This is a genomic window from Mammaliicoccus sp. FSL K6-3158 (assembly GCF_038005105.1).
Classification (GTDB): domain Bacteria; phylum Bacillota; class Bacilli; order Staphylococcales; family Staphylococcaceae; genus Mammaliicoccus; species Mammaliicoccus sciuri.
Genome location: NZ_JBBOSL010000001.1, coordinates 2,699,404 through 2,717,079 on the forward strand (window position 1 = coordinate 2,699,404; position 17,676 = coordinate 2,717,079).

The following is a 17,676-nucleotide window of genomic DNA, read 5'->3' on the forward strand; positions in this document are numbered from 1 at the left end:
AAGATTTAAAAAATATTATTTTTCTTCTTCTGATTCTTCTTTTTCAGCTTCTTCTTCTGCTACTGCATCAGCTTCTTCAGCTGCAGTTTCTTCAGCATCTTCAGCAGGTTCTTCTGTTGGAGGAACTACTGTTACAACTGCTTCTTCTTTATCGTTTTCGATAGTGTATTTACCAGTTGCATCTAAGTCGCCTACTAAGTAGCTATCACCAATAGCTAATTCTGTAATATCAACTTCGATATTTTCAGGAATTGCATCTGGAGTAGTTGTAACTTGTAAGTCGAATAATGGTTGTTGAACTACGCCACCTTCAGAAGCACCAACTGATTCACCTACTAATACTACAGGTACGTCTACAGTTAATTCTTCTTTCATGTTGATAGCTAAGAAGTCAACGTGAGTGATTTGATTTTTAAGAGAATCGTATTGATAATCTGAAACCATAACTTTGATTGTTTTTGAACCAACACCTAATTCGATAACGCCGTTACGTCCAACTTCACGAATTGTTTTGATGAATTCAACTTCATCAACTTTAACAGATGTATTTTTAGCACCGTAACCGTATACGACCGCTGGAATAACACCTGAAGCTCTTAATTTACGTAAACTAGAACGAGTTTGTTTACCTTGACGGATAACTGACTTTAATGAAGTCATTATCTTTTCCACCTTTCATTTATGCGCGATATGCGCTCCTACACTTACCCATCAACAATAATCGCTGCTTGTAAGTGGTTATTTAGTCCATAAAAATGAACCGTTTGTTATTATACACGAATATTATAAATTAATCAAATAGCACACTAACAGATTCTTGTTCATATACTCTAACAATTGCTTGTGCTAATAATTCTGCTACAGACAATTCTTTAACGTTTGCAGGTTTTCTATCTTCTGGTAATTGAATAGAATTTGTAACAACTAATTCTTTAATTTGAGAATTTTCGATACGTTCTTTTGCTGGCCCTGATAATACAGGGTGTGTACAACAAGCATAAACTTCTTTTGCACCTTTTTTAACAAGTGCATCTGCTGCTAATGTAATTGTTCCAGCTGTATCAATAATATCGTCGATAATGATGGCAGTCTTACCATTAATATCTCCAACAATATTCATAACTTCTGCTACGTTCGGTTTCGGACGACGTTTATCAATAATAGCGATAGGTGTTTTTAGACGGTCAGCCATTTTACGCGCTCTTGTTACGCCACCATGGTCAGGTGAAACAACTACTGTTGATTCAGGATCTAAACCTTTTTCTAAGAAGTAATTTGATAAAATTGGTACGCCCATTAAATGATCAATCGGTATGTCAAAGAACCCTTGAATTTGAGGTGCATGTAAATCAAGTGCTATCATTCTGCTTGCGCCAGCTTTTTCAATAATATTTGCCACAAGTTTAGCAGTGATTGGTTCACGGCTTCTAGCTTTACGGTCTTGTCTTGCATAACCATAATAAGGCATTACAATATTAATATTTGCTGCTGATGCACGTTTACAAGCATCAATCATAATTAATAATTCCATCAAGTGTTCATTCACTGGGTTTGATGTTGGTTGAATAATAAACACATCACAACCACGGATACTTTCTTCAATATTAATTTGAACTTCACCATCAGCAAATCTCTTAACTGTAGATTTACCTAATGGGATCCCTACTAAATTGGCAACTTCTTGCGCTAATGGTTGGTTACCTTCAAGCGAAAATATTTTTAATGAAGAGTTCTTATATTCAGTGTTCAACATTTCTGTTCCTCCGATATCATTTTGACTCATGTTTTGACGGCTCCTTTTATTTCGTTTTATAATATCCTTCTTTTGTCGTTTGTCTAGCGCGACCTAGCGCCAAGCTTTCATTTGGTACATCATCTGTAATTGTTGACCCTGCTGCTATGAATGATCCATCTCCAATTTCTACTGGTGCAACTAGATTTGAATTACATCCAATAAACGCATCATCTCCTATAACCGTACGGAATTTATTCACGCCATCATAATTTACAGTGATAGAACCACAACCAATATTTGTTCTTGCACCTACTTCTGCATCTCCGATATAACTTAAGTGTGAAACTTTAGCACCATCTTTCAAGACAGCCTTTTTAGTTTCAACAAAGTTACCAATTTTCGTATCTTTGCCTAGTTCAGAACCTGGTCTTAATTGTGCAAATGGTCCTACTGTAGCGTTTTCGCCTACAACTGAATCTGTAATAACAGATTGTTTAATTGTAGCATCATCTTTAATTGTACTATTTTTGATGTCAGAATTCATTCCTATCGTAACATTTTTTCCTATAATTGTTGTGCCAGAAAGTCTTACGCCTGGTTCTACAACTGTGTCTTCACCAATTACGACTTGTTTCCCGATATAAGTTGTAGCTGGATCAATAATTGTTACGCCATTTAGCATATGTTGATGATTGATACGTTCTTTCATTTTCTGTTCTGCTTTCGCAAGTTGCACTCTATCGTTCACACCCATAATGCCGTCAACATCGTTCGTAATAAAAGCAGAAACTTTTTCATTTTCTTCTTTTAGGATGCGAATCACATCTGGTAAATAATATTCACCTTGTGCGTTATCATTGTTTACTTTTTCAAGTGTTTCAAATAACTTTTCATTATCGAAAGCAAATATACCAGAACTGATTTCATTAACTTCAGCTTCAGCAGAAGAAGCATCTTTTTGTTCGACAATTCCAGAAACCAAACCATTTTCATCGCGAATGATTCTACCGTAGCCAAACGGGTTGTCGACTTTTGCAGACAAGACAGTTGCTACTGCACTTTCAGACTCATGAAAATCTAATAAGTTTTTAATCGTTTCGTCACTGATTAATGGTGTGTCTCCACATACAACAATTGTTGTGCCTTTTTCAGTACCTAATATATCTTTAGCAGTCTTTACTGCATGTGCTGTTCCTAATTGTTCTTCTTGATGTACAAACTGAGATGCATGACCGATTGCTTCTTTGACATTTTCAGCACCATGTCCAACAACTGTTACGACTTTATCAACACCTGCATTTTTCACGCTATCTATAACATGTTGAACCATTGCTTCTCCAGCTACTGTATGTAGTACTTTGTAAAGTTTAGATTTCATTCTTGTACCTTTACCAGCAGCTAATACAACTGCATATTTTTGCATTGCAAATACCTCCATTTATACACACTTTAGTCTATTATAATTTAATTGACCGCATAGTATCAAGAAAGACTTCAAGTAAACGTTTCCTTATTAACAAATCCATTATAATGAAACATAAAAAAACAGCAGTTAAAATCACAAGATTTTAACTGCTGTTTACCAATATACGTGAGCTGAGTACTTTAAATATCGTTATTCTTCTTCACTGTCTGATGCTTCATCGCTATCCTCTGAATTTGAGGCTTCTTGAGCTGATTTTGGAATAATGACTTCATCTGTTTCATCATATACTTTCATAACCGCTTCTTGAATTTCTTGTCTCATTTCAGAATTAATGGGATGCGCAATATCTCTAAATTCCCCATCTGGCGTACGCTTACTAGGCATAGCCACAAACAGTCCTGAATTTCCCTCGATTACTCTTAAGTCGTGAATAACAAAAGCGTCATCTAATGTTATAGAAACTAATGCTTTCATTCTTCCATCCGTTTGAATTTTTCTTAATCTCACATCTGTTACCTTCATGATTTGTGTGCCCCCTGTTTTGTCTATTTAAAGTAGCAGCATCATATTAATTGAAGTTAGTTATTTATTTTTGCAATCATTTCGATTTCAACTTTAACATCTTTCGGTAAACGTGCAACTTCTACACAACTTCTAGCAGGCAAATGTTCATTAAAATATTCGCCGTATACGGCATTGATGTCTTGAAAGTCGTTCATATCTTTTATAAAAATTAAAGATTTAACGACACTTTCTAAAGATGTGCCACTTTCTTGAAGTACTACTTTTAAATTTTCTAGTACTTGCTTAGTTTGTTCTTTGACATCTTCAGAAACGACTTCACCTTGTTGATTTAACGGTATTTGACCAGAAGTAAATACTAAATTATCTACTACTACTGCATGGCAATATGGTCCTAAAGCTTCTGGAGCATTTGTTGCGTTAATACTTTTCATGTTGATTACTCTCCTTTTAATTAAATCTTTTTAAACAGTTGCCTTCTTCTACTGAAAATTGCTGATTGTACTCGTCTACGTCAGATAGCCTAACTAAAGATGTATAATCTTCAATCAATCGATGTTTAACTTCTTTTGATTCTACAAGTACTGATACCCCTTTTACTGTAGCTTTAAACTCATTCATCAAATTGATTACACCATTAATAGATCCGCCTGCTCTCATAAAGTCATCAACAATCAATACATTCGAATATTCAGGCAATGTTCTTTTTGATAAAACCATTGTCTCAATCTTTCTAGAAGACCCAGACACATAGTTTATCGATACTGTAGATCCTTCTGTTACTTTATTGTCTTTTCTTATAACTACAACTGGCAAATTAAGCACTTTCGCCACGGCATTTGCTAAAGATATACCTTTTGTTGCTATTGTAACTACCGCATCAAGTTCTTCATCCATGTACATTGTAGCGATTAACTCTCCTACTTGATTTAATAGTTTAGGATTACCTACTAAATCCGACATAAATAAATAGCCACCTGGCAACAGTCTTTCTTTTTCTTTTAGTAATTCACACAATTTTTCAATCAATTCACGTGCTTCTTCGACGTACATTTTAGGTCGGTAAGTTACACCGCCACTTGCACCGGCAGTCGTTTCTATAATACCAAGTCTCTCAGCAGTAAACGTTTCTTTAATAATTTGTATGTCTTCACTAATAGACGACTTTGCCTGACCAAAATGATTCACAAAATAAGTCAACGGCACTAACTCGTTCGGATGTTTCAATAAATATTGTGTCATATAAACGATTCTTTCACTTCGTTTAAACCTCATTTATAAAACTCCAATCTCTATTCCGTATTTTAAGCTTAATTATACTATAATCGTTCGCATTCCTCAAAGCTATCCGAGCAGTCTCGCGATGTATACATCGTTACAACATCCCATCAAAGCATTATATACTTGCTTAGCTTGTCTTTCTTTTTGAACAAAGCCATATATAGTCGGGCCACTGCCACTCATCAAAGCAGCATCTACACCAGTATTACTCATAGTATTCTTCAATTTCTCAACCTCTGGATATAGTTGCATCGTGACTTTTTCGAGGCTATTACCGAGCGACTGACACATTGAGGCATAATCGTTATTTTCAATTGCCTTAAGACATGCTTGTGTTTGTACTTCATCCTTGTTTTCTAAATCTAACGCACCGTATATTTCAGGCGTTGAAACACCTATATCTGGTTTCGCGATAACGACCCATGCTGAAGGTGGTTTAGGTAAGTGCGTAATTTTCTCACCTCTACCTTGGCATAAAGCTGTTTTTCCATAAATACAAAACGAAATATCAGATCCAATTTCTGAAGCCAGCTGACTTAATGTTTCTAAAGATTCATTAATTCCCCATAATTCATTCAAACCTCTAAAAGTAGCGGCTGCATCACTTGATCCACCAGCTAAACCTGCTGAAATTGGAATGCTTTTTTCTAATGAAATCTTCACACCTTTTTTAATATTGTATCTATCTTGCATCAATTTTGCTGCTTTATATGCTAAATTTCTATGATCACTTGGTACAAAATTATGTTCTACATCAATAATGATTTCACCATCGTCTCTACACTCAAATGTTAATCGGTCATTTAAGTCGATGGTCGTCATAATCATTTCCACTTCATGATACCCATCTTCACGTTTATATAACGTATCTAATGTTAAATTAATTTTTGCTGGTGCAGTTTCATAAATCATATACTTGCCCTCTCTAAAACTTATTATTATGATTTTACCATAAATAAAAGTTAGAAAGTATTAGCTTTATTCTATTTTTTGGCATAATAAAAAACCCTACGCCATATCACAGTCATATCGCGTAGAGTTTTTTATTAAATACTTTTAATTATTGAACGATAAATTCTTCTTTATGTTCATTCATAAAAGTTACTTGGACATTCTCAGTTAATACATCAGTGTATGTATAAGATACACGCTCAAAATTATGTTTCTCTTGATCTAATTCGACCACGAAAACTGATGGATACGTTTCCTTAAGCACGCCACTTCGCTCAATTAACTTCTTACGTCCTCCATTAGCTTTAAGTACAATACGATTTCCTAATTGACATTCCAATATTTTTTTGATGTCTACTAAAGTCTTCGGCATATTGACCCACCTCGCTATAGATAAAATTATACTACGAAAGCAGATTTTTGTCAAATAAAATTTAAATTTTATCAAGTTGATAAAGTAATGTCAATATATTTACACAGATAAATTCGGGTATTTTTTCAAATTGTTACAAAGATGTGCATATTCTTGTATTGTTAGCGTTTCACCACGTCGCTTAGGGTCTATGTTTGAAGCATTTAGCCATTCGACGATTTCATCTTTATGCAGTTTACCCTCTTTAATTGTATTAATATAATTGTTCAAAATTGTTTTTCGCCTTTGTCCAAAAGCACCTTTTGAAAGCTTGAATAGTAGTTTCTCATCATCTACTTGGACGATCGGTTCAATGCGTTTCGTTAATTTAATAACAATAGAATCAACATTTGGTGGTGGCATAAAGACAGTCTTCGGGACGATTAAAACACGTTCAGTTTCAGTGTAATACTGACAAGCTATTGATAACGAACCATAACTCTTACTACCTACTTCAGCGTTTAAACGTTCTCCTACTTCTTTTTGCATCATGACAACATAGCCATCTATTGGCAAATCATTTTCTAGTAAATTCATCAATATAGGTGTCGTAATGTAATAAGGTAAATTGGCAACCAACATAATTTTATCGCAGTCTTTTAAGTGCGTTTCAATTTCTTTTTTGACGTTGGCTTTCAATATATCTTCATTTACAACTGTTACATTGTCATATGGACTTAACGTATCTTCTAATACAGGTATTAACCTTTGATCAATTTCAAAAGCCAATACTTTCTTTGATGCTCTCGCTAATTGTTCAGTAAGTGAACCCATTCCTGGTCCAACTTCAATAACACCTGTATTCTCATCTATATCACTAGCAGAAATAATTTTTTGAATAATATTTGTATCGATTAAAAAGTTCTGACCTAAACTCTTTTTGAATTTAAATCCATATTGATCTAATAACGCTTTTGTACGTTTAGGTGTTGCTATATCTTTATCGTTCATCGTGTCACTCCTCTTTATATCCCAGTGCTTCTTTTACATCTTTCTCAGTATAACCGAAGGCATTTAATTTGTTTAGCAATTGTTTGCCATTTGAATGGCCTATATTTAATTTACTGCATAGTATTTCGCGTTTTCTTCTAGCGTCTGGTCCTATAATTAAACCAAGGTCAATTAAGACTGCTTTATCAATTGTTTCAATGTCCGCTTCTAATGGAGAACTCACATTTGTAAGTGCATCTTTAATTGTTTCAATTGAGGCATGCTCTACGCCTATTTTTCCTCTTTTATTTTTAGCTTTATCTCTTGGTATAAATGCATGTTTCACACTAGGGATATACTGCTTGATTGTATTTCTAATTTTATCACCTGGGAAATCTGGGTCAGTTAATACAATGACACCACGTTTTTCATGCGCTTGTCTTATAACTTCTAGAGTTTCTTTTGATATTGCTGAGCCATTTGTTTCTATCGTATCGCAATCTACTGCTCTTTTAACATTAACTGTATCATCGCGTCCCTCAACAACAACAAATTCATTTATCTTCATATTCATTTCCTTCTTTAAAGATGCCCCAAAACAACCGTTTTGGGGCATCATATTTTATAATTTAAATAATCTTTCAGCATTTTCTGTAGTAGCTTTACATACTTCCTCGTATGAAATTCCACGCAATTCTGCAATTTGTTCTGCAACAAGTTTTACACGTGCAGGTTCGTTTCTTTTCCCTCTATAAGGGTGAGGTGATAAGTATGGTGCATCTGTTTCAACGAGTAACCTATCTAAAGGTACATGTTGAGCTACTTCTTTTGGTTGTTTCGCATTTTTGAACGTGACAGGTCCACCCAATGAAATATAGAAATTCATTTTGAGTATTTCATCAGCTATTTCGTTTGAGCCACTGAAACTATGCATAATTCCGCCAACTTCACTTGCATTTTCTTCTTTTAAGATATCAACGCAATCTTGAGTTGCTTCTCTATTATGAATAATGATCGGTAGTTGGACACGTTTCGCTAATGCGATTTGCTTTCTAAACACTTCTTTTTGGATATCTTTAGGCGACTTATCCCAGTGGTAATCTAACCCCATCTCACCTATACCGATGATTTTTGGGTGTTTAGACAATTCTTCAATCCATTGTAGGCGTTCTTCCGTACAATCAATTGCATCAACAGGATGCCAACCTATAATGCCATATATAAAATCATACTGGTCTATTAATTTCATCGTTCTTTCAATCGTGTTCGTGTCGAAACCAACAACGAACATTCTATCGATACCTTCTTCCAAAGCTCGATCGATTACTTCTTGTAAATCTTCATCGTATTGATCCGCATTTAAATGGACGTGTGTATCTATTAACATTCGAATCTCCCTTTCATTACTTTACTTAATGATAGATCCGTTTTGTATTGCATTTGGTAAACCTACTAAAGTAAGTGTGCCGTCTTTCTCAGCTGATAAAATCATACCCTCTGATAATTCACCACGTAATTTTACTGGTTTTAAGTTCGTAACGACCGCTACTTTTTTACCTACAATATCTTCAGGTTTATAAAATTCAGCTATACCTGAAACAATTTGTCTCTTTTCGTTACCTAAATCTACTTTTATTTTTAAAAGTTTATCTGATTTTTTCACATAGTCAGCACCTGTAACAGTAGCAGCTTTGATTTCTACTTTATCAAATTGATCAATTGTGATTTCTGGTTTAGATGGCACTACTTCTTCCTCAGCAGTTTCAGCTTCTTCTTCAGATGGTTCTGCAGTCGTTCCACCTTGCATAGAATCTTTGATGAATGCCACTTCTTGCTCTACATCTAATCTAGGGAAAATAGGCTCAGGCTTTTCGATTACTTTGATATCTTGATCAATAGCGCCATATTGTTCAATACTTTCAAATGTATCAAGTTTACCTTTTTCCAAGTTTAATTGACGGAAAATCTCATATGGTGCATGTGTTAAGAATGGACGTAATAATACTGCTGCAAATCTAATGTTTTCAACTAAGTGAATCATGACATTTTCTAGCATTTCACGTTCATTTTCATCTTTAGCTAATACCCATGGTGTTGTTTCATCAATATATTTGTTTGTACGACTAATCAACTTCCAAACTTCTGCTAAAGCAACTGAGAATTGCATGTTTTCCATTGATGAATAGAATTTATCTTTAGTATCTAAAGCCATTTGTTCCATTTCTTCATCTAATGGATGTAATTTGCCTTTATATTTAGGAAGTACGCCATTAAAGTATTTATTAACCATTGCTATTGTTCGATTCACTAAGTTACCTAAGTCATTAGCTAAATCGTAATTTGTTCTTTCAACGAACGCTTCAGGCGTAAATACACCATCTGCGCCAAATGGTAATTCTCTCATGAGGTAGTATCTTGTTGCATCTAAGCCGTATTTATCAATTAAGACGTTCGGATCTACAACATTACCTTTAGATTTACTCATTTTACCGTCTTTCATCAAGATCCAACCGTGAGCAAATTCACGTTTAGGTAAAGGTAAGTCTAAAGCCATCAATAAGATTGGCCAAATAATTGAATGGAATCGAACGATTTCTTTAGCCATTAAATGCACATCTGCTGGCCAATATTTTTTAAATAGCGTATCGTCATCTGATAAATAACCTAACGCAGAAATATAGTTCACAAGTGCGTCAATCCAAACATACACAACGTGTTTAGGATTAGAAGGTACTTTAATACCCCAATCAAAAGTCGTTCTAGAAATCGCTAAATCTTCTAGACCTGGTTTAATAAAGTTATTGATCATTTCATTCTTACGAGAAATAGGTAAAATGAATTCCGGATTTTCATCGAAGAATTTGAGTAAACGATCAGCATAGTTATCTAATTTAAAGAAATAACTTTCTTCTTTCACAAGTTCTACTTCATGACCTGAATCAGGACTCTTACCACCGACGATTTTGCCATCTTCATAAACTGGATCGACAAGTTGTGTTTCAGTATAATATGTTTCATCTGGTATTGAGTACCAACCTTCATACTCACCTAAGTATATGTCACCTTGTGCTAATAACTTTTCGAAGACTTTTTCGACAACTTGTTTATGTCTTTCTTCAGTAGTCCGAATAAAATCATCATTAGAGATATCTAATTTCTTCCATAAAGATTGGATACTTTTAATAATGCCATCTAAATATTCTATTTCAGATAAGCCCGCTTCTTTAGCTTTTTCTTGTATTTTTTGACCATGTTCATCTGTACCAGTTAAATAATGAACATCATAGCCTTGTAACCGTTTATATCTAGCAATTACATCACCAGCAACCGTAGTATACGCATGACCTATGTGTAAATTCCCGCTCGGATAATAAATCGGTGTCGTAATGTAAAAAGTCTCTTTCGTCATCAGCGTTTCCTCCTAATATCTTATCTATATAATATACCGAAAATTAAGCATTTTTTCAATATTACCTGATTATGGTATAGAGATAACAATTGTTTTATATTTCAAAAATTAAACGTATGCAATATATTGTTATATTGACATTTTCTTGAATTCATATTAGTATACTATTTATATAATTGTCGAATGAATGTCGAATTAGATAATTATGGTTTTATTAAACGGAGGTAAAAAGATGAAATCAACTGGAATCGTGCGTAAAGTAGATGAACTAGGCCGTGTAGTAATTCCAATCGAATTACGACGCATATTAGACATTGCTGAGAAAGATGCTTTAGAAATTTATACAGATGACGATAAAATTATCTTAAAGAAATACTCACCTAACATGACTTGTCAAGTTACTGGAGATGTTTCTGAAGACAATTTTGTTTTAGCTGATGGTAAAATTGTCTTAAGTAAAGAAGGCGCTCAGCAACTAATTAATGAGATTGAGAAAAAATCAAAATAATAAAAGCTGCATATAAAAAAAGGAAATTTAAAGTACATCATTTACTTTAAATTTCCTTTTTTTGTTTATTCGTCAATATGATACGCTTCGTATACATCTCTTTTTTTCATTTTTCTATCTACTGCTACTTGTTTGATAGCATCTTTTGATCTCATTTGATGTTCATTTATATAAATTTCGACATGTTGAACGAGATCTAAGTCTTCCCACCAATTATCCACTTGTGTCGATTCATCGATACCTTCAATCAAGATGACGAACTCACCTTTTTGAGGTATGACCTCATTTGATAACATTTCTTCAATGACCTTTATTTGATTCGTTTCCACTTGTTCGAATTTTTTAGTAAGTTCTCTTCCAATTGCTACTTTTCTTTCAGGATCTATCTCAGCTATTGCTTGTACCGTTTGTTTAATTCTATAGGGTGATTCATAAATCATAGAAGTTGATTCTCTCGTCATCCATTTTTCCAATACATCATGTTTTTCTTTCGCATGTCTAGGTAAAAATCCTAGAAACACAAATTTATATGATGGTAATCCACTTGTCATTAATGCTGTAATAGCAGCATTAGGTCCTGGTATTGTTTCAACACGATAACCAGTATCCCTAACTTGATTCACAAGTTCATAACCAGGATCACTTATACAAGGACAGCCTGCATCAGAAACGAGCGCAATATCTTTTCCCTCTTCTAATAACCTCAATATTTGCTCAGATGACTTATCTTTATTATGTTCATGGTAAGACTTAAGAGGCGTTTGTATCTCATAATGCTGACAAAGCTTACCTGTAACACGTGTATCTTCACAAAAAATATAATCGACTTCTGTTAACATTCTAACCGCACGATAAGTGATATCTTCTAAATTTCCGATTGGGGTTCCTACTAAATATAATATAGACATATTACCCCTCCTTAATAAGCGCTAATTTTTGTTTCCTACTTAACTGTTTTAAAGCATATTCTCGTTTTAAAGCTTCGGATTTATTATCGAATGTCTCATGATATACAAGTTTAACAGGGCGTCTCACTTTAGTATATTTAGCACCTTTACCTTCATTATGGACTTTTAACCTTCTGTCTAAATCTGTTGTATAACCAGTATATAATGTTTGATCCTTACACTCTAATATATATGTATAATGGTTAACCATAATATACAACCTTCATTTCTTTTGAATAATCTCCATTTTCATCATAAATATAAAATGGTTGTTCAACTTTCAATCCTGCTTGACCACCACTTCTACCTTCAACTAAAATCGTAACCGCTTCTTTTTTATTAGGTGTACTATATACCATTCTTAATCTTTTAGGTTCGATTTTATATTGTCGAAATGCGCTTAAGACATCCATCAGTCTTTCCGCTCTATGGACCATTGCAAGTTTACCACCTTGCTTTAACAAATGCTTACTTGCTTTTAAAACATCATCTAATGTGCAATATATTTCATGTCTCGCAATTTTATGTGCTTCCTTTTGATGCTGTATTTGTTGATTTTCTTTAAAGTAAGGTGGGTTTACGGTTACAACATCAAATGTTGAAGGAGGATATGAGGTTGATACATTCTTTAAATCCATTTGATTGATAGATATTTGATCTTCTAATTGATTATGAGATATCGTTCGTTTAGCCATATCCACTAAAGCCTCTTGAATTTCTATCGCTTCAATACTAGCTTGAGATTTGTGAGCCAATAATAAAGGAATAATGCCATTACCAGAACATAAATCCATTACTTTATCTTTATTTCGTACCTTTGTAAAATCCCCTAATAACAATGCATCTGTTGAAAATGAAAACACATCATCATTTTGAATAATTTCAAATTCTTCTCTTAATAATTGGTCGAGTCTTTCTCCCGAATTCAGCATTTAAACACCTCACTTAAAAAATCAGGCATATAACATGCCTGATTTTCTTATTATCTATTCAATACTTCTAAACAAAATAAACAATCTTGTCCTTGTCTGTGTTTACCAAACAATTCTCCTCGACAAATATGAAAACCTTCATGATATAACATTGCTAAGTTATCTTTACTTTGAAGTGGCTTTAATTTCTTGTTTGGCTTTTTTTGTTGATTGTCTTCACTTGTTTCCATTACACGCTTCAAACTTTCATTCTCCATTTGAAGGGCAACATTGTCTTCGACTAATTCAACTGCCTGGTTTTTCAACTTTTCCATATGTTCATTAATTTGCTTAAGTTCATTCTCTAATGTCATAATCGTTTCAAACAACTCGTCCCTATTCACAATATAATCCTCCCTTATGAATGGACTTCAAGTAATTCATCAAGTTTATAATCAAAGAGTTGTTCGAAACCTTTCACTTTAACTTGCATTGTTATATCTAAAATATTTAATCCAACAACTTTGCCATCACCCTCTGGCGTCACAACAGTTGTACCAATATCAGGCAATTCATTTCTAACCTCTTCATAATAATCATTTTCGTATTTTAAACAACACATTAAACGACCACAAGCACCTGATATTTTAGTTGGATTTAATGATAAGTTTTGATCTTTAGCCATTTTAATTGAAACAGGTTCAAAATCACCTAAAAATGTTGAACAACATAATGAGCGACCACATGGACCAATACCGCCAAGTAATTTCGCTTCGTCTCTCACACCAATTTGTCGTAACTCAATTCGTGTTTTTAATTCATATGCTAAAGATTTTACTAAAGTTCGGAAATCTATTCTATCATCAGCTGTAAAATTAAAGATGACTTTACTTTTATCTAATGTATATTCACAATTAACAAGTCGCATATTAAGCTCGTGAGTTGCTACCAACTCTTTACATAATGCCAAAGCATCGTCTGCATCTTTTAAGTTATCTTGATATTTTTGAATATCAGCTTCTGTTGCATGACGGATAACTTCTTTCAATGGTAAGACAACATCATCTTTACCTACATGGCGATTTGTTAATTTTACTTTACCAAGTTCAATACCACGTTTAGATTCAACGACAACTAAGTCATTTTCTTTGAAACGTTCCCCATTTGGTGAGAAATATTCTTTCTTACCAGCTTTTTGGAATTGAACACCAATTATTTCATACATTTAATCACCTCTTCCCATTTATAACCATTTGTTCTAATACTAACGTTGCATTAACGTTTTGAGCTAATTTACGGTTTGCTTCCGTTATAACTTGTATATAATTCGAAATGTCATTTAAAGATAAATATTGACTGATCTCTTTAATTTCCACTTCTAAATCTGGATATGCCATTATCGTATCTATTTGGATTTTGGCATGTAATAAATCTTGAAAATAAGCATTCAAGCTATTTAAAAATAATTGCTGTAACGGGCGTGTATTAACAACTTTTATGCAATCGATCAAATATATCATTGCCATCTGTGTATCTTTTACCATCAATTCAGCAAGTTTCGTTACAGTTTTTCTAAGCTGTACAAAAAATTGTTCTTCTGTAAGAGCAAGTGCTTCTTCTTTATCAGAAGTAACAAAACTCAATGTATGCGCAATTGCAGAAGAAATACCAGACAGTTTTAATTCTTCTATATAATTTTCTTTAGATGCAGGTTTAAAATGAACAAGTTGGCATCTTGAATGTATAGTTGGCAATATTTGATCTTTCTTTGTTGTCAGTAACAGGGCAATTGTATTTGGAGGTGGTTCTTCCAAAAATTTAAGTATACTATTTTCACCCTGTACTGTTAGTTTATCAAAAGCTTCAATAATGTAAACTTTATATTGACTTTCGATTGGTTTTTGATTCATTTTTCTTAGTAATTCTTCTATTTGTTGTTTCTTTATCGTCGTTTCATCTGATTGAATATATACAAAATCAGGATGATTAAAATTTTGAACTTTAACCACACAACTTTGTTCTGATTCACATAATATTTGTTCAGCAAAATATAAAGCTGTAGATTTCATTTCAAACATATTATCTCCCTCAAATAAATAAGCATGAGATAATTGTTGTGCACTTAATAAATGATCAATCTCTTTGGTTAATTGCATATTTTACGCTCCTTGCAATAAAAAAGCTGCTCAAACGGCAGCTCATCAGTTCTTAAAATTGATGGAATTGTTCAATTGGCATAACGAATACAGTTGCGCCACCTACTTCAACTTCTACAGGGTAAGGTATATAAGAATCCGCACTACCGCCCATTGGTGTGATAGGTGAAACAAGTTGTTCACGATTACCACAAGTTCCATCGATAACACGTAATAATTCATCTACACGTTCATCTTTGACACCGCATAAGAATGTTGTATTTCCAGCTCTTAGAAATCCACCAGTTGTTGCAAGTTTAGTGGCTCTAAAATTCTTTTCTATAAGTGCTTCTGACAAGTTTTGACTATCTTGATCTTGGACAATCGCTATTACCATTTTCATATCTAAACACCTCTTTATTTATTATATCATATTTTAATCTTGTTTCAGATATTTTACTATCGTAGAATATGCATCTTCTACAACCTTTTCTAATGGTTGCGTGGCATCAATTACTTTAATTCTATCTGGATACTCAGCAATTAATTTTTTGTAACCTTCTGTAACTTTGTGATGAAATTCTATTTTTTCATTATCCAAACGATTCGCATTACGTTGATTATCTTTAATTCGATTTAAACCAACTTCAGCAGGTACATCAAAATATAATGTTAAATCAGGATAAAGGTTATCAATCGCAAATTCATTAATTGCCTTAACTTCTTCTACCCCAATTTCACGTGCGTAACCTTGATAACTTAAAGAACTATCAACAAATCGGTCACATAATACCGTTCCACCTTTATTAAGTTGAGGTAAAATTTTCTCCACTAAATGTTGTCTTCTAGCAGCAGCAAAGAGCAGTGCTTCTGTTCGCTCATCCATGTCATCATTACTATCTAACAACAAATTTCTAATCGCTTCACTTATTTTGATACCACCTGGCTCTCTAGTCAGTAAAATATCATAATCTTGATTTAACTTTTCATAAACTCTATGTATAACCGTCGTTTTGCCAGAGCCTTCTGGACCCTCAAACGTAATAAATCGTCCCATTTTATTGTTCATCCTTTACCTTGATTTGCTTGTTTAATATACCTTCCACTCTACCACCTCTATCAATCCATTGTAAAAGAGAATCCATTATTTCTTTACGAATATTTTCTCCTTTTAAAATGACAGGTATACCTGGTGGATAAGGCACAATATCTTCAGCAGCAATGTAGCCATATGATGTATTTAAGTTCATCATTTTTGTTTTTTCAATATCGCTGTATTTATACATTGTACTATCTGTTTGATATGGTAATTTAAATTGTACTTCCTCTTTGAGTTGATGCTCAACATTCAGTTTAATATTTCTAACACGATCAATCATATCTTCAAATGGGAACTTATCTGATTCATGCCATAACGGTAAGACCAATAACACAAATTTATAATCACATAACTCTACATAGATATGCACACCTTCAAATAACTTTTGAATTTCAAATCCACTTAATCCCTTATAAGAAACAATTAATTTAAGAGGGTCCTCTAGACTACCCACTTCAAATCCAACATTCTTCATCGTTTCAATGAATGTTTGTCTCTTGAACTTAAATTTTTGATCATCAAACTGCTTATAAAATTTTTCCGCACTTTCTAAACTAGCCATAATGAGATATGAAGGGCTAGATGTTTGTAACATCTTCAAGTACTGTTGAATATCTGCTTTTATTTCTAAATCCTCTTTCATATATATAACAGAACCCATTGTTAAGGCTGGTAATGTCTTGTGGTAAGACTGCACGACTATATCAGCACCATATGTCATAGATGATTTAGGGAAGTTTGAACTAATATCAAAATGTGCGCCATGCGCTTCATCTACCAATACAGGAATTTTATGTTCTTTTAAAATTTTAATACTTTCTTCAATATCAAATGTTTCACCATAGTAATTAGGATAAGTAAAAATAGCTAATTTAATATTATTCAAATCTAAATCCTTTAATGAAGCACCGTTATACTGGTTTGTCTTATTTGATATTGTCATAGGCATAAACTTAGCATCTTGCTTCGTTAAATTCAAAGCATTGAATACTGATTTATGCGCATTTCTAGGAATTAATACTTCCCCCTCTAAATATGCCACTGCATAAATTGCTGATAGTATACCAACCGTTGTACCATTAACGAGATACTGCCCATAATAGCCAGGATACCTATTCAATTCAGACATACTCATCTTTATACAAGATTCTGGTTGATGTAAATCATCAAGCCCAGTTATTTCAGTCATATCCATAGCAAGATTTATCTCATCTAAATAACCAATTGTATGATTATGATGTCCTGGAACATGTAGTGAAATGGCATCATGATTATTTAGAGATTTTAATTTTTCATTAATATTCATAAGGCTACCTCTTAATTTTTAGTCTTTATCATTATATCAATGATAAAGACCAACGTCATTCCTGTAATAATTAAAATAAGATATACTTAATAAAAGGAGTGAGT

General features: G+C 33.4%; 22 protein-coding genes. 1 reads left to right on the forward strand and 21 read right to left on the reverse strand.

What is annotated here, in order from left to right; all coding sequences use genetic code 11:
- Positions 1-15: 15 nt before the first annotated feature.
- From MHH94_RS13665 to metG, 12 genes are all read right to left on the reverse strand, one after another.
- The gene (locus MHH94_RS13665; protein WP_048541952.1) at positions 16-660 is read right to left on the reverse strand and encodes a 50S ribosomal protein L25/general stress protein Ctc; all 645 of its coding nucleotides are present in this window, start codon (positions 658-660) and stop codon (positions 16-18) included.
- A 130-nt stretch (positions 661-790) separates the two neighbouring features.
- Positions 791-1,753, reverse strand: a complete 963-nt coding sequence (locus MHH94_RS13670) for a ribose-phosphate diphosphokinase (RefSeq protein ID WP_048541971.1) — start codon at positions 1,751-1,753, stop codon at positions 791-793.
- A gap of 46 nt (positions 1,754-1,799) precedes the next feature.
- Positions 1,800-3,158, reverse strand: a complete 1,359-nt coding sequence (glmU, locus tag MHH94_RS13675; protein ID WP_048541950.1) for a bifunctional UDP-N-acetylglucosamine diphosphorylase/glucosamine-1-phosphate N-acetyltransferase GlmU — start codon at positions 3,156-3,158, stop codon at positions 1,800-1,802.
- Positions 3,159-3,350: 192 nt separating this feature from the next.
- On the reverse strand, positions 3,351-3,683 hold the full coding sequence (gene spoVG / locus MHH94_RS13680; protein ID WP_037590328.1) for a septation regulator SpoVG: 333 nt from the start codon (positions 3,681-3,683) through the stop codon (positions 3,351-3,353).
- Positions 3,684-3,739: 56 nt separating this feature from the next.
- Complete coding sequence (locus tag MHH94_RS13685; protein ID WP_058592441.1) at positions 3,740-4,117, reverse strand: RidA family protein; 378 nt, start codon at positions 4,115-4,117, stop codon at positions 3,740-3,742.
- A gap of 16 nt (positions 4,118-4,133) precedes the next feature.
- Positions 4,134-4,958 (reverse strand): pur operon repressor, encoded by an 825-nt coding sequence (gene purR / locus MHH94_RS13690; protein ID WP_025905573.1) that lies wholly within the window; start codon positions 4,956-4,958, stop codon positions 4,134-4,136.
- Between the two features lie 69 nt (positions 4,959-5,027).
- Entirely contained in the window at positions 5,028-5,876 is an 849-nt protein-coding gene (gene ispE / locus MHH94_RS13695) for a 4-(cytidine 5'-diphospho)-2-C-methyl-D-erythritol kinase (RefSeq protein WP_058592442.1), read from the reverse strand.
- A gap of 148 nt (positions 5,877-6,024) precedes the next feature.
- Positions 6,025-6,288, reverse strand: coding sequence for a biofilm formation stimulator Veg (veg, locus tag MHH94_RS13700; RefSeq protein ID WP_025905575.1), 264 nt, complete (start codon positions 6,286-6,288; stop codon positions 6,025-6,027).
- Between the two features lie 99 nt (positions 6,289-6,387).
- The gene (gene rsmA, locus MHH94_RS13705; protein WP_048541943.1) at positions 6,388-7,278 is read right to left on the reverse strand and encodes a 16S rRNA (adenine(1518)-N(6)/adenine(1519)-N(6))-dimethyltransferase RsmA; all 891 of its coding nucleotides are present in this window, start codon (positions 7,276-7,278) and stop codon (positions 6,388-6,390) included.
- Positions 7,279-7,282: 4 nt separating this feature from the next.
- Entirely contained in the window at positions 7,283-7,825 is a 543-nt protein-coding gene (rnmV, locus tag MHH94_RS13710; protein WP_037590321.1) for a ribonuclease M5, read from the reverse strand.
- Between the two features lie 54 nt (positions 7,826-7,879).
- The gene (locus tag MHH94_RS13715; RefSeq protein WP_025905578.1) at positions 7,880-8,644 is read right to left on the reverse strand and encodes a TatD family hydrolase; all 765 of its coding nucleotides are present in this window, start codon (positions 8,642-8,644) and stop codon (positions 7,880-7,882) included.
- Between the two features lie 21 nt (positions 8,645-8,665).
- A complete protein-coding gene (gene metG, locus MHH94_RS13720; RefSeq protein ID WP_025905579.1) occupies positions 8,666-10,666 on the reverse strand; it encodes a methionine--tRNA ligase in 2,001 nt (666 codons plus the stop codon).
- A 232-nt stretch (positions 10,667-10,898) separates the two neighbouring features.
- On the opposite strand from metG, the gene MHH94_RS13725 reads away from it, so the two are divergent.
- Positions 10,899-11,174: an AbrB/MazE/SpoVT family DNA-binding domain-containing protein gene (locus tag MHH94_RS13725; RefSeq protein WP_025905580.1), complete on the forward strand. Its 276-nt coding sequence runs from the start codon at positions 10,899-10,901 to the stop codon at positions 11,172-11,174.
- A gap of 65 nt (positions 11,175-11,239) precedes the next feature.
- Here MHH94_RS13725 and rsmI read toward each other — a convergent pair whose 3' ends face one another.
- The 9 genes from rsmI to MHH94_RS13770 are packed head-to-tail and all read right to left on the reverse strand — an operon-like array spanning position 11,240 to position 17,572.
- Positions 11,240-12,082: a 16S rRNA (cytidine(1402)-2'-O)-methyltransferase gene (rsmI, locus tag MHH94_RS13730; protein WP_048541937.1), complete on the reverse strand. Its 843-nt coding sequence runs from the start codon at positions 12,080-12,082 to the stop codon at positions 11,240-11,242.
- Between the two features lies 1 nt (position 12,083).
- On the reverse strand, positions 12,084-12,332 hold the full coding sequence (locus tag MHH94_RS13735; protein WP_025905582.1) for a GIY-YIG nuclease family protein: 249 nt from the start codon (positions 12,330-12,332) through the stop codon (positions 12,084-12,086).
- Positions 12,325-13,053, reverse strand: a complete 729-nt coding sequence (locus tag MHH94_RS13740) for a tRNA1(Val) (adenine(37)-N6)-methyltransferase (RefSeq protein ID WP_075578483.1) — start codon at positions 13,051-13,053, stop codon at positions 12,325-12,327. The genes MHH94_RS13735 and MHH94_RS13740 overlap by 8 nt, the downstream gene beginning before the upstream one ends.
- A 50-nt stretch (positions 13,054-13,103) precedes the next feature.
- Positions 13,104-13,436: a DNA replication initiation control protein YabA gene (yabA, locus tag MHH94_RS13745; RefSeq protein ID WP_025905584.1), complete on the reverse strand. Its 333-nt coding sequence runs from the start codon at positions 13,434-13,436 to the stop codon at positions 13,104-13,106.
- Between the two features lie 14 nt (positions 13,437-13,450).
- Positions 13,451-14,257 (reverse strand): PSP1 domain-containing protein, encoded by an 807-nt coding sequence (locus tag MHH94_RS13750; RefSeq protein WP_025905585.1) that lies wholly within the window; start codon positions 14,255-14,257, stop codon positions 13,451-13,453.
- Between the two features lie 4 nt (positions 14,258-14,261).
- Positions 14,262-15,188, reverse strand: a complete 927-nt coding sequence (locus tag MHH94_RS13755) for a DNA polymerase III subunit delta' (RefSeq protein WP_058592450.1) — start codon at positions 15,186-15,188, stop codon at positions 14,262-14,264.
- Between the two features lie 52 nt (positions 15,189-15,240).
- Positions 15,241-15,570: a cyclic-di-AMP receptor gene (locus MHH94_RS13760; protein ID WP_025905587.1), complete on the reverse strand. Its 330-nt coding sequence runs from the start codon at positions 15,568-15,570 to the stop codon at positions 15,241-15,243.
- A 33-nt stretch (positions 15,571-15,603) separates the two neighbouring features.
- Positions 15,604-16,224: a dTMP kinase gene (gene tmk / locus MHH94_RS13765; protein ID WP_084756753.1), complete on the reverse strand. Its 621-nt coding sequence runs from the start codon at positions 16,222-16,224 to the stop codon at positions 15,604-15,606.
- 1 nt (position 16,225) lies between these two features.
- A complete protein-coding gene (locus MHH94_RS13770) occupies positions 16,226-17,572 on the reverse strand; it encodes an aminotransferase class I/II-fold pyridoxal phosphate-dependent enzyme (RefSeq protein WP_232182010.1) in 1,347 nt (448 codons plus the stop codon).
- Positions 17,573-17,676: the final 104 nt, after the last annotated feature.